Origin of the sequence: Nocardia mexicana NBRC 108244, assembly GCF_001613165.1 — a bacterium.
In the GTDB taxonomy this organism is placed as follows: Bacteria; Actinomycetota; Actinomycetes; order Mycobacteriales; family Mycobacteriaceae; genus Nocardia; species Nocardia mexicana.
In genome coordinates this window covers 1-15,425 of sequence record NZ_BDBV01000020.1, presented here as the reverse complement: position 1 = coordinate 15,425, position 15,425 = coordinate 1, and the positions used below count along the sequence as shown (strand labels likewise).

17 protein-coding genes are annotated in these 15,425 nt (G+C 67.6%); 7 read left to right on the top strand and 10 right to left on the bottom strand.

Annotation, left to right across the window (positions count from 1 at the left end; genetic code table 11):
* Window positions 1-42: 42 nt before the first annotated feature.
* Both NM1_RS07205 and hemW read right to left on the bottom strand, forming a co-directional pair.
* Window positions 43-249, bottom strand: a complete 207-nt coding sequence (locus tag NM1_RS07205) for a hypothetical protein (RefSeq protein ID WP_068015432.1) — start codon at window positions 247-249, stop codon at window positions 43-45.
* Between the two features lie 146 nt (window positions 250-395).
* Window positions 396-1,598, bottom strand: coding sequence for a radical SAM family heme chaperone HemW (gene hemW / locus NM1_RS07200; RefSeq protein WP_084519248.1), 1,203 nt, complete (start codon window positions 1,596-1,598; stop codon window positions 396-398).
* A 164-nt stretch (window positions 1,599-1,762) separates the two neighbouring features.
* Here hemW and NM1_RS42000 point away from each other — a divergent pair, with 164 nt between their 5' ends.
* Entirely contained in the window at window positions 1,763-1,930 is a 168-nt protein-coding gene (locus NM1_RS42000; RefSeq protein ID WP_157123866.1) for a hypothetical protein, read from the top strand.
* Window positions 1,931-1,999: 69 nt separating this feature from the next.
* Here the strand turns inward: NM1_RS42000 and NM1_RS07195 are convergent, their stop codons facing one another.
* The 5 genes from NM1_RS07195 to NM1_RS07175 form a co-directional block, all read right to left on the bottom strand.
* Window positions 2,000-2,920 carry an RNA polymerase sigma-70 factor gene (locus NM1_RS07195; RefSeq protein ID WP_068015429.1) on the bottom strand — a complete coding sequence of 307 codons (921 nt, stop codon included), beginning with the start codon at window positions 2,918-2,920 and terminating at the stop codon, window positions 2,000-2,002.
* A gap of 188 nt (window positions 2,921-3,108) precedes the next feature.
* Window positions 3,109-3,867 carry an ESX secretion-associated protein EspG gene (locus NM1_RS07190; protein WP_068015426.1) on the bottom strand — a complete coding sequence of 253 codons (759 nt, stop codon included), beginning with the start codon at window positions 3,865-3,867 and terminating at the stop codon, window positions 3,109-3,111.
* Window positions 3,868-4,008: 141 nt separating this feature from the next.
* Entirely contained in the window at window positions 4,009-5,229 is a 1,221-nt protein-coding gene (locus NM1_RS41995) for a hypothetical protein (RefSeq protein WP_068015420.1), read from the bottom strand.
* A complete protein-coding gene (locus tag NM1_RS07180; protein ID WP_068015417.1) occupies window positions 5,226-5,759 on the bottom strand; it encodes a hypothetical protein in 534 nt (177 codons plus the stop codon). Before NM1_RS07180 ends, NM1_RS41995 begins: the two co-directional genes overlap by 4 nt.
* 57 nt (window positions 5,760-5,816) lie before the next feature.
* Window positions 5,817-6,392, bottom strand: coding sequence for a DUF3558 domain-containing protein (locus NM1_RS07175; RefSeq protein WP_068015415.1), 576 nt, complete (start codon window positions 6,390-6,392; stop codon window positions 5,817-5,819).
* Between the two features lie 253 nt (window positions 6,393-6,645).
* Between NM1_RS07175 and NM1_RS07170 the strand changes: the two genes are divergently transcribed.
* On the top strand, window positions 6,646-7,185 hold the full coding sequence (locus NM1_RS07170; RefSeq protein ID WP_084519238.1) for a P-loop nucleotide/nucleoside kinase family protein: 540 nt from the start codon (window positions 6,646-6,648) through the stop codon (window positions 7,183-7,185).
* A gap of 92 nt (window positions 7,186-7,277) precedes the next feature.
* On the opposite strand, the gene NM1_RS07165 is transcribed toward NM1_RS07170, so the two are convergent.
* On the bottom strand, window positions 7,278-8,975 hold the full coding sequence (locus NM1_RS07165; RefSeq protein WP_068015413.1) for a right-handed parallel beta-helix repeat-containing protein: 1,698 nt from the start codon (window positions 8,973-8,975) through the stop codon (window positions 7,278-7,280).
* Between the two features lie 64 nt (window positions 8,976-9,039).
* Here NM1_RS07165 and NM1_RS07160 point away from each other — a divergent pair, with 64 nt between their 5' ends.
* The 3 genes from NM1_RS07160 to NM1_RS07150 all read left to right on the top strand — a co-directional run bounded on the left by NM1_RS07160 (window position 9,040) and on the right by NM1_RS07150 (window position 12,285).
* Window positions 9,040-9,888: a TetR/AcrR family transcriptional regulator gene (locus NM1_RS07160; RefSeq protein WP_068015411.1), complete on the top strand. Its 849-nt coding sequence runs from the start codon at window positions 9,040-9,042 to the stop codon at window positions 9,886-9,888.
* Window positions 9,889-10,276: 388 nt separating this feature from the next.
* A complete protein-coding gene (locus NM1_RS07155; protein ID WP_147288862.1) occupies window positions 10,277-10,795 on the top strand; it encodes a hypothetical protein in 519 nt (172 codons plus the stop codon).
* Window positions 10,796-11,094: 299 nt separating this feature from the next.
* Window positions 11,095-12,285: an NAD(P)/FAD-dependent oxidoreductase gene (locus NM1_RS07150; protein ID WP_068015406.1), complete on the top strand. Its 1,191-nt coding sequence runs from the start codon at window positions 11,095-11,097 to the stop codon at window positions 12,283-12,285.
* An 83-nt stretch (window positions 12,286-12,368) separates the two neighbouring features.
* Here NM1_RS07150 and NM1_RS07145 read toward each other — a convergent pair whose 3' ends face one another.
* The gene (locus NM1_RS07145) at window positions 12,369-13,295 is read right to left on the bottom strand and encodes a hypothetical protein (RefSeq protein WP_147288863.1); all 927 of its coding nucleotides are present in this window, start codon (window positions 13,293-13,295) and stop codon (window positions 12,369-12,371) included.
* A gap of 164 nt (window positions 13,296-13,459) precedes the next feature.
* Here NM1_RS07145 and NM1_RS43510 point away from each other — a divergent pair, with 164 nt between their 5' ends.
* Window positions 13,460-13,726 (top strand): hypothetical protein, encoded by a 267-nt coding sequence (locus NM1_RS43510; RefSeq protein ID WP_211339332.1) that lies wholly within the window; start codon window positions 13,460-13,462, stop codon window positions 13,724-13,726.
* 14 nt (window positions 13,727-13,740) lie between these two features.
* On the top strand, window positions 13,741-14,517 hold the full coding sequence (locus tag NM1_RS07140; protein ID WP_211339333.1) for a hypothetical protein: 777 nt from the start codon (window positions 13,741-13,743) through the stop codon (window positions 14,515-14,517).
* A 5-nt stretch (window positions 14,518-14,522) separates the two neighbouring features.
* On the opposite strand, the gene NM1_RS07135 is transcribed toward NM1_RS07140, so the two are convergent.
* The gene (locus tag NM1_RS07135; protein WP_068015397.1) at window positions 14,523-14,921 is read right to left on the bottom strand and encodes an SgcJ/EcaC family oxidoreductase; all 399 of its coding nucleotides are present in this window, start codon (window positions 14,919-14,921) and stop codon (window positions 14,523-14,525) included.
* Between the last annotated feature and the right edge of the window lie 504 nt (window positions 14,922-15,425).

The following is a 15,425-nucleotide window of genomic DNA, read 5'->3' as shown; positions in this document are numbered from 1 at the left end:
CCCCGTCGGGTCGCGACGGCGCGGCGGCCGGATTCGGCGGGTCTAGTCGGAGCCGGCGAGCTTGCCGGCGGCGGCGTCCAGCCCCAGCATGGCCAGCAGCGATGTGCAGTCGTCGGCGTCGGTGGCGTAACTGGCGACGGCTCGGGCGGCCATCGCACTGCGACGTGCGGCTTCGGCCTTCTCCGCGGCGCGCGTTTCGGCGAACTCGCTCTGCTCGTGGACAAGGGTGATGCGACGTGCCTGGGACATGAGACTCCTCGGGGTTGCACCGAACGCTACACCCCGGGGCCCGGTCGCTCCGGCCCAACGATCCAAACCGAACCCGCCCTGTGGCAGCTCCCGGATCCTGTCCGTCGCCCTTGTGGTGCGCGATCGGTGCAGAGCGGGCGGCACGATCAGGTCAGCAGTGTGCGGACCACGGCATCGGCCAGCAGCCGCCCGCGATCGGTCAGGAGCAGGTGGTCGCCGGACCGCACGGCCAGGCCGTCGGCGATCACCCGATCGGCGGACCGGCGTTCGGATTCCTCCAGGTCGGCGAGCCGCAGGCCAGTGCGCAGCCGCGCGGTGAGCATCACGCGCTCGGTGTGCCGCTCTTCGGCGGTCAGCGCCTCCCACCCCGCCGCGGGCAGCCCGCCCTCGCGCACCCGGTGCGCGTACCGGGACGGATGCTTCACATTCCACCACCGGATACCGCCGAGATGACTGTGCGCGCCCGGGCCCGCGCCGAGCCAGTCGCCGCCGTCCCAGTAGCCGAGGTTGTGGCGACAGCGGGCGGAATCGGTTGCGGCCCAGTTGGATACCTCGTACCAGGTGAGACCGGCCGCGGCCAGGCGGGCGTCGATGCGCTCGTAGCGGGCGGCGAGGACGTCGTCGTCGGGGGCGGGCAGTTCGCCGCGGCGCACCCGGCGGGCGAGGGCCGTGCCGTCCTCGACGATCAGCGAGTACGCGGACACGTGGTCGACACCGGCGGCGAGGACGGCGTCCAGGCTGGCGTCCAGGTCGGCGTCGGTCTCGCCGGGCGTGCCGTAGATGAGGTCGAGATTCACATGGTCGAATCCGGCCGCCCGCGCCTCACGCGCCGCGTCGACGGCGCGGCCGGGCGTGTGGGTGCGGTCGAGCACCCGCAGTACATGTTCGGCCGCCGACTGCATGCCCAGCGACACCCTGGTGAAGCCCGCCTCCCGGATACGCTCGAAGAATCGGGGCGAGGTCGATTCCGGATTCGATTCGGTCGTTATCTCGGCGTCGGCGGCGAGCGTGAAGTCCGCGCGGACCGCGTCGAGCACCTCGGCCAGGCCGTCACCGCCGAGCAGCGACGGCGTCCCGCCGCCGACGAAGACCGTCGACACCGCCGGCTGCGGGCTCGGCAGCTCGCCGAACAGTCGTGCGGCCGTGGACAATTCGCCCCGCAGCGCCGCCATCCAGGACTGCGGAGAGGCGGAACTGCCCAGTTCACCGGCCGTATAGGTGTTGAAATCGCAGTACCCGCACCGGGTGGCGCAGAACGGCACGTGGATGTAGATGCCGAAGGGCCCGCCGCCGAAATCGCGCAGCACGAACTCGGACGAGTCGGGCTCGGGTACGCGCTCACCGGCAATCGCAGTCACCTCTCCAGTCTGCCCAGCGGCCGACTGTGATCTGCGACGGGGACGGGGAGTCGGTAACAATCCGGCCGCTTGATGGATACGGATGTCCGATTCCGGCGGCGCAGCGGGAACTCCACCCACACGATTCATGTTCGACGCGAGCCGAGGAGAGCGACATGGACAAGCTGGTGTGCATCGATTGCTGGCGCCGTGACAATCTCACCTTCGTGCAGCGGCTGGACCCCGCGTTCGTCACGCCCGGGCCGTTCCACCGGTGCGCGGCGCACCGCGACCTGAGGGCCGAACTGCTCGGCAAGCCCGAGCCCGCACCGCGCGCCGCGTAGGGGGCGCATCACCCCGGCGCCTCCCGCCTCATCCGCGCGATCCCGGGCGGGTCCGCCAGAGAAGCGGTATCAGCGGCCCAGCGCGATCTCCTGGTCCACATGCGACAGCTTCTCGGGGTTACGCACGGAGTAGAGGCCGGTGATGAGGCCGTCGTCGAGCCGCACCGCCATGACAGTGTCGATCTCGCCGTCCCGTCGCAGCACCAGGGCGGGGTAGCCGTTGATCTGCGCGAGTTCGACCGACAGCTCGCGGCCGATCCGTGGCAGCGCGGCGGTGAGCAGTCCGGCCACCGGGTCGGCGCCCACGATCGGTTGCAGCGCGGCCTGTTCGACTCCGCCGCCGTCGCCCAGGAACACCACGTCCGGCGCGAGTCGGTCGAGCAGGCCCTGCAGGTCGCCCGTCTCGATCGCGCGCTGGAACGCCTCGAGCGCCTCCCGGGATTCGGCCGGGGACACCTCCCCGCGCGGACGGCGGGCGGCGACGTGTGACCGTGCGCGGTGGGCGATCTGGCGGACCGCGGCCGGGCTCTTGTCGACGGCCTCGGCGATCTCGTCGTAGCCGAGGTCGAACACCTCGCGCAGCACGAAGACCGCGCGTTCGGTCGGCGCGAGCGTCTCGAGCACGAGCAGCATCGCCATCGAGACGCTGTCGGCCAGCTCGACGTCCTCGGCCACGTCGGGCGTGGTGAGCAACGGCTCGGGCAGCCACGGGCCGACATAGGACTCCCGGCGGCGGCCGAGCGTGCGCAGCCGGATCAGCGCCTGGCGCGTGGCGATCCGGACCAGGTAGGCGCGCTGATCCTGCACGATGCCGAGATCGACACCCGCCCAGCGCAACCAGGTCTCCTGCAGCACGTCCTCCGCGTCGACGGCCGAACCGAGCATCTCGTAGGCGACGGTGAACAGCAGCCTGCGGTGGGTGACGAACGCCTCGGTGGCGGGGTCCGGGCCCTCACGATGTTCGGGCGAGGTCTGGGACGTGCCGGGCATGGCGGCTCCTGTTCGTTCTGGTCAGTGTCACCCACCAGACACCGGATACCGCTGTTTTGTGACAACGGCCGACGCTGCTCAAGTACGCGACACCGCCAACAGCTCGGCAACGGAGTTCGTTTCCGCCTATGACGTGTGCCACAAACGGCGCACGAGAACAGGGAGCGAGAATCCCCTCGGATCATCCGCTACCAGGTGGCTGGTTCGTCTTCGCGGAGGCGTTGCAGGGAACGTTCTATCCAAGTTTCGAAGTGGCTCGTGAGGTCCTGGGTGGTGGCGGGGCGGACCGTGATGTGTTCGCGGGTCTGCTGTTGTACGTAGCGGCCGTCGCCGGTGACATCGAACCAGCCCATGGCGTACCAGGGGTCGGGGCGGCTGTGCAGATATCCGGCGAGCAGACCCGCGGCGCCGCTGCCGTCGAACGGGCGCTGAGTGAGCCGGTCGAAGCGCTCGCGCGGACTGTTGCGGCTGCTGTAACCGTCGTCGCGGGAACGCAATTCGTCGACGTGGAAGGTGTCGGGCTTGCCGCTGCCGGGCGGCACCGACGGCAGGATGGCGGCCAGGCGCGCCGGGAGCTGTTCGGGGCGGAACAGGCGGCAGCGGATGGGGCCGTCGACGCCGTCGGCGGCCGTCTGGGTGAGCATCACCGCGTGATACGGCGTCCTCGCCCCGAGAATGCGGTACTCCCGGGGCTTACCCTTACCGAGAACCGTTGACTCACCGCCGATTTCGATGCGGAGGTCGCAGGAGGTGAGGGTGTGCAGCGCGAGGGTGATGCGCTCGGTCTCGTCGGCGTCGTACCGCGCGCGCACGGCGTTGCGATGCGCCGCGACCTCGTCGTTGCTGGCCAGACGGCTGGTGTAGTGCAGCGGATGCGGGAAGCGGTCGTTCGCGTCGCTGTACCAGAGCACAGCGAAATCGTCCGGGTCCCAACTCCATTCGGCCATCGTGGTGGTCGTCCAATCAGATCGTGCGTGAACCGATGTCACCGAAGTGGGGCGGACATCGAGACGAGGAAATTCGCGTGGAAACTGTTGTGGCGGGCGCGGTCTCGTGGCGGTGCGGTCTCGCGGGTCACCGCGCCACGATCAGCTGGACGGGGGTGGATCGGCGTAGTCGCCGCCGATCACGCCGCCGGGAATCGTCCTCGGGTCGGGGCCGAGCAGTTCCTCGGCGTTCTCCATGTTCCGGAGCCACTCGGGGATGTCGCGGTCCTTCTCGTCGTCCTCGGATTTGCCGCGGGCGCCGCCCATTCCACCCATGGGCGGCATGCCCGACATGCCTTTGCCGGCCGCCGCTCCCCCACCGGCGGCAGCGGCCAGGCCCGTACCCGCACCGGGCTGCCCACCGGCCACGCTGCGACCGGGCCCGCCCGTCCCCGCGCCGGGAACGCCGCCGCCGAGCCCGCCGATGCCACCGCCCGCACCGCCTCCGGCACCGCCGCCCGAGCCGCCCGTGCCGCCGGAGAAGCCGCTGGACGTGGTCGGTGTGCCGGCGCCGCTCGGCGTGGTCGAGGTCGGCTCGGTAGCCGCCGCACTCGCCGGATTCGTCGACGAGTCGTCGCTCGACGAGTCGGTGGTCGACGAGTCGGTGGTCGACGAGTCCTCGGTAGTTCCCGCGGGTTCTTCACCGGTCTGCTGCGTCGGATCACTGGTCCCGCTCGTCCCGCCGGTGCCCCCGGTACCGCCGGGGTCGTCCGTCCCGTCCCCCGTCGGCGGGACATAGGGCTGGTCCGTTTTCTCCGGCGGCTTGTACAGCGGATTCGTCGGGCTGTCCGGAACCGGAAGCACAGGAATCTGCTGATCCGCCTGCAGGAAATTAGCGACGTAATGGTTCTTCATCGCCTCCCGCGCGGCATTCTCGCAGTCGTTGCGCACACTCTGGGAACTCGGGCCGTGAAAAGGCCCGACCGCCCAGCTCCGAGGGTTGTACCAGGACCCGCCATCCGGGGGTTTGTCCACGGCGTTCTTCGTATTGTTGACGCCATCGATCGCAGTGGAGATCCGCTGAGCGAGGTTGTGCAGTGGCAGCGATAGGTCGAGAGCACGCTGGGCGTAATTGCCGATCGCCTCGCGCGATTTAGTCGCAGCCTGGCCTTCCCAGGCGGCCTCGCTGGAGTGCCGAATCCTGTTGGCAAACAGCTCCGCAGCCGAACTCCAGCGCCGCGAGATCTCCGCGTACTCAGCGACACTCTTGTTCGCCTCGTCTGTGACCAACGGGTTGAACGCGTTGTAGATCCGCGAGTGCTTCCAGCTGTCGGTATGCTCTCCGCCGCCGGTGATCTTCGGAGGCTCGTTCTCACCGGTCACTTGGGTGCTCCTACGGCAGGTGGCGCCGTGACCCCTGGCTGCACCAGCGTCGTCCCGATCTGACTTGGAGGCTTGTCTGCCATCAGTTTGTTGTACTCGGCTGCGAACGCCTGATCGGTTTCTATGAATTTCTGGGCGATGGTTCTATGCAGGGTCTGGATCTCATCGACTATCTGATAGTGCTGTTCGAGGATGTCGTAGACATTGTTGGAACCATCCTTGGCGCCATCGACGATCTTTGCCTTGCCGCGGAAACGGCCGACCAGAGCGCTCGCCGACGTCAGTCCGTCCGTGGTCTCCCCAAGACCCCAAGGATTCCGATCCGAGATCCGCTGCGCAAGAATCTGCAATGCTCTGATCTCTTCCTTGAAGGCGTCACAGTCACGGTCTATGTAGACGAACTCGTCTGCGTTGACTCGAACCGCGTCCGCTCCCTGACCGCCCCCACCGAAGGTGACCGTCAGGTTTCCGTCTTGGGCGTCCTTGATCAAGTCGGTCAACGGGCCCGGCGGCTTGGTGTCATCAGCCATAATTTGCGGTCCTCCCCAGTAACCTCCGGTCGTGACCGACCGGTGCCGAGCTTCAAGCTAGAGACTTGCCGGAATTGCCGGAACGATCTGTCCAGCAAGGCGCTTCGCGATGTCGCAGGAGTGCTGTCCCGCAGTTTGTTTCGCAGAGGACGGGTTATCGATGCTCACCTCCAGGCTGCCGCCTTTCATCTCGACACTCAGGATGCAGTGAGCGCGAAGGTCCTGCCCGCTAAGGGCATACGTGAGTGCTGGCCGACCCGAAACCGACAATTCCTCGGCAACCGTGAACTCCTTGTTGGCGCGAACCATTGGCAACGTGATGTTGGTGGTGTCGATCGTTCCGCCGTAGCCGTCCCCTCCGGACTGGACCCAGATGCAGCCGCGCCATTTGACCCCACCGTTCCCATCCTTGCTATCGACGCCCTTGTTCTTCAACTGCTCCGATTGAAGAACCGATTGTGGGATGTCCTTGCACGCATCGAACCCCGCCGGAACATCCGCCGCGACAGTCGATGTCGCCGACGCTTTCGTGGTCCCGTCCGTCCCGCCGCCGTCAGAGTTGCACCCCGCCACCAGTGCGACAACCCCGGCCCCGAGAGCCGCGCCCCGCACTACCTTCCCCCAGCTCGCCATCTCGTCCTCTCGCGCCGGTGCCGTACCACTGGGGTCGGACCGGCTTTCCGCCCCCGTCAAAGCTCGATCTGACGGTACCGGGCAGGTCATCGCCGCGCAAAGGTAACGAGCCATCGCATTACCGGCAGAACCCGCGGTTCGTCACTGCCTCCGGCCACCGATCGAGCTCATTCGGGCCGGACGTCCGCAGCGGTGGCCCGATCACGCTCGACGACCATCGCGCCACCCCCGGTCGGTTCGTCATGATGATTCGATGGGCAAACTCCTGGTGCTGGTCAACGGCCTTCCCGGCTCGGGCAAGTCGACGCTGGGCCGGTCGCTTGCCCGGGCGTTGAATGCCGAGTTCTTGTCGAAGGACACCGTCAAGGAGGCCCTCGCGGCCTGCATGCACGACGCCGCCGATCTGGACGCACTCGGCGGAATCGCGATGGACACCGTCTGGGCTCTCGCACAAGCCATCCCGGGCACCGTCGTCATCGACTCCTGGTGGTTCAAACCACGCGACCTGCACTTCGCCCGGACCGGAATCCGGAACACCGGAGCCTCGCACGCCGTCGAGATCTGGTGCGACGTCCCCGCCGACACGGCAAAAGCCCGCTACGCCAGCAGAAACCGCTCTGCCGTCTATCAAGACGAACAACGGCTCGTCAACGACTGGGACACCTGGGTCGCGCAGGCTGCGCCACTCGAACTCACAGCCACCCTGGTCGTCGACACCACCGGCCCGGTCGACTGCTCACGCCTCGTCGACCGGATCGAACTCATGGCTGCCCCCATCAGCAACGAGCAATGAAAAGCCAATGCCTGACGTCGTTTCGACATTCGCTCGGTGGCTGAGCCGCCCGGTACACCGGCCGGGCGGCACGCGACCGTGTACCTCCGTGTTCAGCGGGGGTGCAGGAGGCCCGCTTGGGCTTGGATGGTGTGGGTGGCGGTGTCCAGGTCGTGTGGTTCGGTGATGGTGGTATTGCGCTCGTAGGTGACGCCCGCGGGCACGTCGTCGCTGCCCAAGGGGTCGGCGTCCCAGAAGTTGTCCTGGTAGACGACGTTCTCCAGGGGCGGCGCGACGTGCAGGACAGCGGTGTTGTCGGCGCGCACGACGACGTTGTTCTCGACGGTCGCCCAGCAGACGCCGTAGTCGGTGTAGAGGCCGAAGTTGTAAGGGGTACGGGTGTCCGCAATGACGTTGCCGCGGATGAGCGCGCCGTTGTCCGGGCCGTCGCCCTGGGGGCCGGACACGTAGATTCCGCCCCCGTCGGCCAGAGTCGTCATGGTGTCGGTGACGAGGTTGTGCAGGATGCGAGTGCCGCGCGCCGGACCGCCGACGATGCCGCAGTGCGGGACGTTCGTGATCTGGTTGCGGCTCACGGTGCAGTCGCGGGTATCGCTGACAGCGATGCCGGGTGAACCGGAGTAGTCCAGACCGATCTGGTGGACGCGGTTGTCTTCGATCAGCACGTCCTGGCTGCCGGTGGCCGTGATGCCGGAGGCCGCGAGAGTGCCGAAGTCGCAGCCGCGCACGATGAGGTTCGCGCCCTTGGTGAGCCCGAGCCCGGTGGCGCCCAATCGGGTGAACCGGCAGCCCTCGACACGGACGTCCGTGCTGTCCTCGACGCGGACGCAGGCGGGGATCGTGGCCGATTCCCGCGGGACGGTCACCCACTGGCCTTCCGCGATGGTGACCGTGTCGACCGGGCCGCCTTCGTAGTAGCCGCCGCCGTGATAGTGCAGAAAACCGTCCGCGCGGGGGCGCCGCCAGGTGGCTTCGGCGAAGACCAGCCCGCGCAATGCGACGCCCGTCGCGTCGGTGATGTGCAACAACACCTCTAGGACAGGGGCGATCACCCGGGTCTGTTCAGGGTCTTCCGCAGGACGTGGCAGGTAGTGCAGGACGTGGTGGCCGGGATTCGAACGGTCCAGGACGAAGGTGCCGGGTTCGGTGAGAAAGGCGGGGTCGTTCTCGACCCGGGTGGGTAAGCCCGGGCCGCGCGAGGTGTGCCCCTCCCAAGCGAAGTTGTACAGGTCCTTGGCGCGGGCGAAAGCCGGCTGCGCCATCGTGATGGTTGTGGAGCCGTGTGCGGTGACGGTCGTGGCGACCGCGCAGCGCGCCTCGGTCCAGGGATAGATCCCCCGGTAGACGAATTCCACATCGGCCGGGCTCCGCCAGTTCAGCGTGATGTCCGTGACGTAACCCGCTTCGGTACTGGTCACAGCGCCGGGGAGCATATCGATGCCGGCGCGCTCGGCCCTGCGACCGTCGACGTAGAGCTGGCGGGTATCCAGCTCGCCGACATCGGCCAGCCAGACCCCGTCACGTACGCGCCAGCCGGTGATGCGTCGGCCGCCGCTGACGACGACTTCCTCCTGCTCGGCGGTCCCGTAGCCGTAGGCCTGGAAGACGACGTTCCCCGCGGTGACCTCCAGAGGTTCGTCCAGGACGTGCCGACCTGCCCTGAGCTGAACCACGGCCGTGTCGGCGGCCTCTCGGGCGGCGCGCGCAGCCCTGCCGAGCGTGGCGAACGGCTGACCTTCGGTTCCCGGCCACGAATCGTCACCATGGGGATCGACATAGAACTCCGACATAGAGCCACCCTTCGTGTGTATATGGTGTACACACGATATAACACTATAGACGAAAGGAGTGTCAATGGCCGATGGCAGTGCCGAGGACCCCGACCTCGGGGTGGAGTTGCTGTGGCGGGAGCATGAACCCGAGCCGCGCCCTGGACTGAGCCCGAGCAGGATCGTGCGCGCCGCCATCGAATTGGCCGATGCCGAGGGTCTGGACGGGCTGTCGATGCGCAAGATCGCCGAACGGCTCGGCTTCACCACCATGTCGCTCTACCGTCACGTGCCCGGACGCGACCAGCTCGTCGATCTCATGGTGGATACCGCGTACGGGGAGATTCACCCTCCGGCCGCCGCCGAAGACGGCTGGCGGTCGCGACTGGAGTCGTGTGCCCGCAGCGGATGGGAGCTGCGGAGACGGCACCCATGGATGGCCGAGGTGCGCGGCAGCCGCCACCTGCCCGGCCCCAACGGCATCGCCTACTACGACCACATGCTCAGCACGCTCGTGGGCACCGGCCTCACGACCGCGCAAGTGATCGCCGCGGTGAATCTGGTGGGCCGGTTCGTCGACGCCGAGGCTCGGACGCTGGTGGAAACGGCACGGCAGGAACGGCAGAGCGGGGTGAGCGAGCAGGCCTGGTGGGGTGCTCGCGACACGCTCTACCAGCGGCTCGACAGCTACCCGACGCTCACGGCCCTGTGGGAGGAGGGCGGCTACGACGACCCGGAGACTCCGTTCGAGTTCGGGCTGGCCCGGGTGCTCGATGGCATCGGAATGCTCATCGCCAGCCAAAGTGACGAAACTCGTGATGAAACTTGTTCGATGTGCGGGAAGTCGATGCAGCAACCGACCTCGGGAAGGCCGCGCATCTACTGCTCACGAGCCTGCCAGCAGCGCGCCTACCGGAAACGACTCGACCGATAGGCTGTTCAGGTCGATCACCGGCCGGGCGACCATCGCAGCCACATCCAGGGTCCCGCTCGCTCCGCCGACTGGATCACTTGTGCGACACGCATCTACCGGTCGGCAGAGACCCGATTCCCGCACCCCGTACAGGTTCTCGCACGCCGTACACGCGTTTGCAACGGGTGCGGGAACGAACAGGGGGTGCGGGAATGTCGGCTCTGCCGACCGGTAGGTGGACGTTCGCGGGCTCGAAGTGAGCAGGGCGGAAGCGCCGCCCTCAGTACCGGTTTGGCGGCATTCGCCGGACAATTGGGGGTCGAGGAGTCGGATAGGTGGCCGGTGGGTGAAGTTGCTATCGCGTGAACGCTGATCATCGATCATCAGCAAGCGCAGGAGATGCAGGTCTATGACGCGAATAGGTTTGGGGCACAGGGGTGGTTGGGCGGCGCTCGCTGCCGGAGTGGTTGTCCTCGGCCTACTCGAGGCCGCCGTATTGCACTTCCTCGCAACCGCATACCTGCCGCCTGCACCGGCCACTGCCGTAGACGCCGTCGCGGCGGCCTTCACCCTGCTGGTTATCGCCGCATTGGTCTCACCCCTGTGGGGCTCGTTCCGCCTGGACTCCACCACTCTGCGACTCCGGTTCGGATGGCTTGCCTCCGTTGACATCCCGCTGTCAGCCGTCGTCAACATCCGCCCCTACAAAGCAGACCTTCGCAACCCCGCCCAACTCGGTCTCGACTTCGACGAGGAATCGGCCCTGCTGACCGTGGTCCGCGCCCCGTCGTCTCCGCTCGTGCGCATCGAACTGGCCACCGAGGTCCCGGCCCGCACGCAGGGGTGGAAGCGAGTGCGGGCCCGCACCATCCTCGCCAGCACCGACGACGCCGACGTCCTGTGCCGCCGTGTGAACGAAGCAAGCTGAGCCAAGGCGCCCGGCCCGTTCAAACCCGGCTCAGGCGAACGGGAACAGGAATCTCGAGATGAAAAGTGACGGTCCGCCTTCAGCGGCGGTCGAACTGACCGTCGGCGATACCTTCGGCGAACGCGTCCCATTCGTCGGCGGTTTAGTTCAGCTTCGCGCCCTCTCCAGCGATCGTGCCCCGCCATCGGGGATGCAGCGCGACTTCAACGCCGACAACTGTGACCCCCGTCACCACCTGTCACAGCGGTGGGGAACCCGGTGTCTTGTGCCCGAACGCCTCACCGAACGAAGGAAAGACAATGAGCAACACCTACGAAGTCGTCGTGATCGGTGGCGGATACGCCGGTGTGATGGCGGCCAACCGCCTGACCCAGCGCGACGACGTGCGGGTTACCGTGATCAACTCCCGCCAGGTCTTCGTCCCGCGGCTGCGGCTGCATCAGGTGGTGGGCGGAACCCATGACGCCGTCGTCGATTACAGGAACATCCTGGCCGACGGCGTCCGGCTGGTGGTCGACAACGTGACGCGGATCGACACGGACGAACGCAAGGTGATCCTGGCCGAGGGCGACAGCATCGGCTACGACTACCTGGTCTACGCGGTGGGCAGCGGAACTCCGGCCCCGCGGGTACCGGGTGCTGCCGAATTCGCCTATCCCGTAGCGACTTTGGAGGCGGCCCAGCGACTGCGTTCGGCGCTCTTCGATACGCCCATGACGGCCGCGGTGACCGTGATCGGCGGCGGCCCGACCGGGATCGAGACCGCCGCCGAGTTGGCCGAGCAGGGACGCAAGGTCACCCTGGTCTGCGGCAGCGCGCTCGTCCCGTACCTGCACCCCAAGGCGCGGCGCACGGCGCACAAGTACCTGGCGAAGCTGGGCGTGACCGTGATCGAAGGCGCCGATGCGACCGTCACCGCGGTGACCCGCGACGCCGTGGAGCTCGCCGACGGCCGGACGCTGGCGAGTGACGTCACCGTCTGGACCGCAGGATTCGGCGTACCCGACCTGGCCGCGCGCAGTGGGCTGAGCACCGATGCCGTCGGCCGTCTGCTCACCGACGAGACGCTGACCAGCGTCGACGACGAGCGCATTGTCGCGGCGGGCGACTCGTCGGCACCGTCGGACCTGCCGTTCCGGATGAGCGCCTACACCGCGTACTGCCTGGGGGCGCATGCCGCCGACACCCTGCTGCACCGGATCGCGGGTGAGCAGCCCGCGCCGATCGACATGTCGTTCCCCGCCATGTGCCTGAGCATCGGCCGGAACGCCGGGATCTACCAGCTCGGTCATAAGGACGAGACCGGAATGCGGTTGTACTTCAAGGGTTTCACGGGAAAGAAGCTCAAGGAATTCGCTTGCGAGGCGGGTATCAACCACCTGGCGACCGAGGCGCAGAAGCCCGGCAAGCACCACTGGTTCAAGGACGGCAAGCACCGTCCGGAGTTGTTGCGGGCCAAGGGCGACAACGCGGCCGCGCCGGTTGCGTAGGCCGACCCGGGCAGGCCGTCGCGCCCGGCGACGGCCGCTCAGCCCGAAAACCCTTGGCCCTGCGGTGAATCGCTGCGGCCCGCCTACCGACCCAGCGCGGCGGGTTCCGGCGCGGTAGGCCGCGCCGGGAAATGGTGGTGCGTGTCGAACCACTTCTGCACGCCCTCGGCGGCCAGCAGGCGGCGGGCGGTGGGCTCCTCGACCAGGTGCTCGAACAGGGTCAGCAGCAGGTTGGACTCGCATCTCGCCGTGTAGGCCGGGATACCGAATTCGCCGACCCTGTCGAACAATCGGTTGGCCACCGGTGCCGCCGAATCGGTGAGACGCAGGACGATGGTGGGCCCCTCGCGCAGGTAACTCGCGACGTACTGCGTTCTGCTGTCCACTCCCGCGATATCGTCCCAGGACACGAAGCGGTCCTTTTCCCGCAAGTCCCGCAAGGGATTACGCCGGACGACACCCGACGGATACAGCTCGACATGAATGCGCGAGCGGGCGGCGAACAGCACCAGTACCAGGGCGACGAGCAGCACCACCGAGCCGACCAGGGCGGCGGTCGACCAGTCGTAGCCGAGTGCCGGAAATTCGCCGCCGACCGATCGCGCCCACCAGCATGCCTGCCCGAAAACGATGAACCCCAGCAGAGTCGAGACCAGCGGAAAGATCCTGGTCGGCTGGCTCACCCGGACACCCGCGCCCCGGTCCACATCCGAGCACCTGCGCACCGGATGGCCGAACACGATCGACGATCGCGGCACCACCTCGCGAAATATGCCCAGCCCCATGGTCAGCAGGCCCATCGATGCGACGGCGAGGCCCACACCACCCGCGGTCACCACGAGCGGCTCTGTGCCCCAACCGGATACCACGACTATCGCCCGGATGAAGATCGTCACCGCGATGCCGACCAACAGCCCGGCCAGCGGTACGGTCACGAGCACCGAACGCCCCGTCGGCCACCGCTCCTCGACCGGCAGTCGCGGAAACCGCACCCGCGCAACCGAATTCATTTCACGGATGCGGGAGAGCTGCCAGGAGACACGGGCCCGGCCCCGGCGCACGAACTCCCGGTACCGATTTCGAGCGGGATCGACCGCCGCCCCCATGATCTGTCGCCAATTCATCACAATGTGGAGGAAACCTACCACCGCCCGCTATCTCTCGAACGGAATTCATGACTCGCACAACTCCGCCCCGGCCGGTCGACCTCGAGGCGGTCTTCCCCGATCTGGCGCCGCTGGCCCGCCCCGCGACGCGCCTGCATCCGAGCCCCGGCGAACCCACCGCGCACGACAGTTCGGTCGGTGGACCGCTGCTGTGGCCCGCGTCGGAACCGTGGCCCCATTGCAGCGGCCCGCACGACGAGGGGCCGGGCCCGGTGGTGTTGCCGGGCACCCGGATTGGTACTTCCGGTTGCTGTCGCCTTCGGATGCACGGCTGAAGAGGCGGATCGAGGTGGCCTCACGCAGCAGGGAACGCACTCCGCAGGAGCAGGACGTACTCGATGGGCTCGACTATCGGTACGCGATGCCGCGGGGGCCGATCGCGATGTTGCCGGTCGCCCAGCTGTACACGCGAGACGTGCCCGGTCTACGCCCGCCCGCGGGCGCCGACCTGCTGCAGGTGCTCTGGTGCCCGTTCGACCACGACGACGGTCCCGTGTACGCGGGTATGCCCAAGACGGTGCTGTTCTGGCGGTCGGCCGCGTCGGTCACCGACATTCTCTCCGATCCCCCGGAACCGACATCGGTCCAGAGCCCGGACTACGTACCGGAGCCGTGTGTGATCGACCCGGAGCGGATCGTCGAGTACCCCCACCAGTTGGAACTCGAGACCGAGCTGTACAACCGGGTACAGCAGTGGATCGCACCTCCGATCCCCGGTACCGGACAGGACGATTTCGACGACGGCGCCGGCGTATACCGCGAGCTGTGCATCGCACCCGGATGGAAGGTCGGCGGCGGGATCAGGTGGGGGATGCAGGACCCCTATCCCCAGCCCTGCCCGGCCTGCGGCACCCCGACCGAACCGCTCCTGACGATCGCCTACGAGGAGTGGCGCACCGAATTCCCGCACTGGATTCCCTGCGAACTCCTTCCCGGCGGCATCATCGACTTCGTGGACCCCAACTGGGCGCACCCGAGCGGCGTCGATATCCGCGGCGGCTACGACCAGATCATCCGTACGTGCCCGAAGTCCCCGGACCACCCGCATGTCGCGTTGATGCAGTAGCCGCGTCAGTCCCCCTGCACGACCGTGTTCTGGCACACGGTGAGGAGCCAGCGGCCATCCACCTTGGTCATCACGTACAGGGGCGAGCCCTCGGCCGTGACCTTGCCCGAGAGGTCCAGGTACCGCTGGCGGATCTTGACCGCGGCCACGTCGGGGCGCAGGAAACGCACCAGCACCACCTCGTAGGTCGCGGTGCCGTCGCGCATGGCACCGGGCAGCGCCTTGGCGGTGAACTCGGCGATGGCGTCGCGGCCGTCGAGCAGCTTCCCGTGCCCGGTCGTCCAGATGGCGTCGGGATGGAACAGCGCGACGAACTCGTCGACCAGTTCGTTCTGCTGCGCGTGCTCGACGGTGGCGACGATATCGCGGATCGCCTCGAGCTCATCGGTCTGTGTCGTTGTCATGCGAACGATCCTGCAACCCGAACTTAACTCGAGGTCAATACCGAGACCGCCGCGGCGGTTTCGGCGCATTGATCTATGAGCTATTTCACAAAACTGAGCGGCCGTCCAGGGAATTTCCCCCGAATCTGCGGAAAATATGGGCCCGTGGTCCGAACGACCCCGCTGACATGGCACAATAGGCTCCATGACTGGGCTTGGAGTACGACTGGTGGCGCGACGCCACGTCGACTACAAGCGTGTCTGCAGTGACCGCTGTCTGCCGGATCGCCTCCGGTAGCTCGGCGCATTCCGACTCCGGCGTCCATTCTCGACGCCGACATCCCGGCCGTTGAATACCGAAGGCGCGAGCCAGCCCCTCCCGCCTGCCGTAAAGGCCTGATCCACCCGCAGGAGCGACCCCATGACGTCGAGCACCGACGCCGGTCCCAGCCCAGAGTCCGTCCGCGCCGCGCGCGAACAGGACGTCGCGCGCGAGCGCGAACAAGCCGCGCGGGAACGCCGCGC

Bases quoted from the DNA above. Each gene is read 5' to 3' on its own strand.
- NM1_RS07195 (WP_068015429.1), bottom strand. From the start codon at position 2,920: ATGCCCGGCACGTCCCAGACCTCGCCCGAACATCGTGAGGGCCCGGAC.
- NM1_RS07150 (WP_068015406.1), top strand. From the start codon at position 11,095: ATGAGCAACACCTACGAAGTCGTCGTGATCGGTGGCGGATACGCCGGT.
- NM1_RS07205 (WP_068015432.1), bottom strand. From the start codon at position 249: ATGTCCCAGGCACGTCGCATCACCCTTGTCCACGAGCAGAGCGAGTTC.
- NM1_RS07165 (WP_068015413.1), bottom strand. From the start codon at position 8,975: ATGTCGGAGTTCTATGTCGATCCCCATGGTGACGATTCGTGGCCGGGA.
- NM1_RS07145 (WP_147288863.1), bottom strand. From the start codon at position 13,295: ATGAATTCGGTTGCGCGGGTGCGGTTTCCGCGACTGCCGGTCGAGGAG.
- NM1_RS42000 (WP_157123866.1), top strand. From the start codon at position 1,763: ATGGACAAGCTGGTGTGCATCGATTGCTGGCGCCGTGACAATCTCACC.
- NM1_RS07180 (WP_068015417.1), bottom strand. From the start codon at position 5,759: ATGGCTGATGACACCAAGCCGCCGGGCCCGTTGACCGACTTGATCAAG.
- NM1_RS07155 (WP_147288862.1), top strand. From the start codon at position 10,277: ATGACGCGAATAGGTTTGGGGCACAGGGGTGGTTGGGCGGCGCTCGCT.
- NM1_RS07160 (WP_068015411.1), top strand. From the start codon at position 9,040: ATGGCCGATGGCAGTGCCGAGGACCCCGACCTCGGGGTGGAGTTGCTG.
- NM1_RS07190 (WP_068015426.1), bottom strand. From the start codon at position 3,867: ATGGCCGAATGGAGTTGGGACCCGGACGATTTCGCTGTGCTCTGGTAC.
- NM1_RS43510 (WP_211339332.1), top strand. From the start codon at position 13,460: ATGACTCGCACAACTCCGCCCCGGCCGGTCGACCTCGAGGCGGTCTTC.
- NM1_RS07135 (WP_068015397.1), bottom strand. From the start codon at position 14,921: ATGACAACGACACAGACCGATGAGCTCGAGGCGATCCGCGATATCGTC.
- NM1_RS07175 (WP_068015415.1), bottom strand. From the start codon at position 6,392: ATGGCGAGCTGGGGGAAGGTAGTGCGGGGCGCGGCTCTCGGGGCCGGG.
- NM1_RS07170 (WP_084519238.1), top strand. From the start codon at position 6,646: ATGGGCAAACTCCTGGTGCTGGTCAACGGCCTTCCCGGCTCGGGCAAG.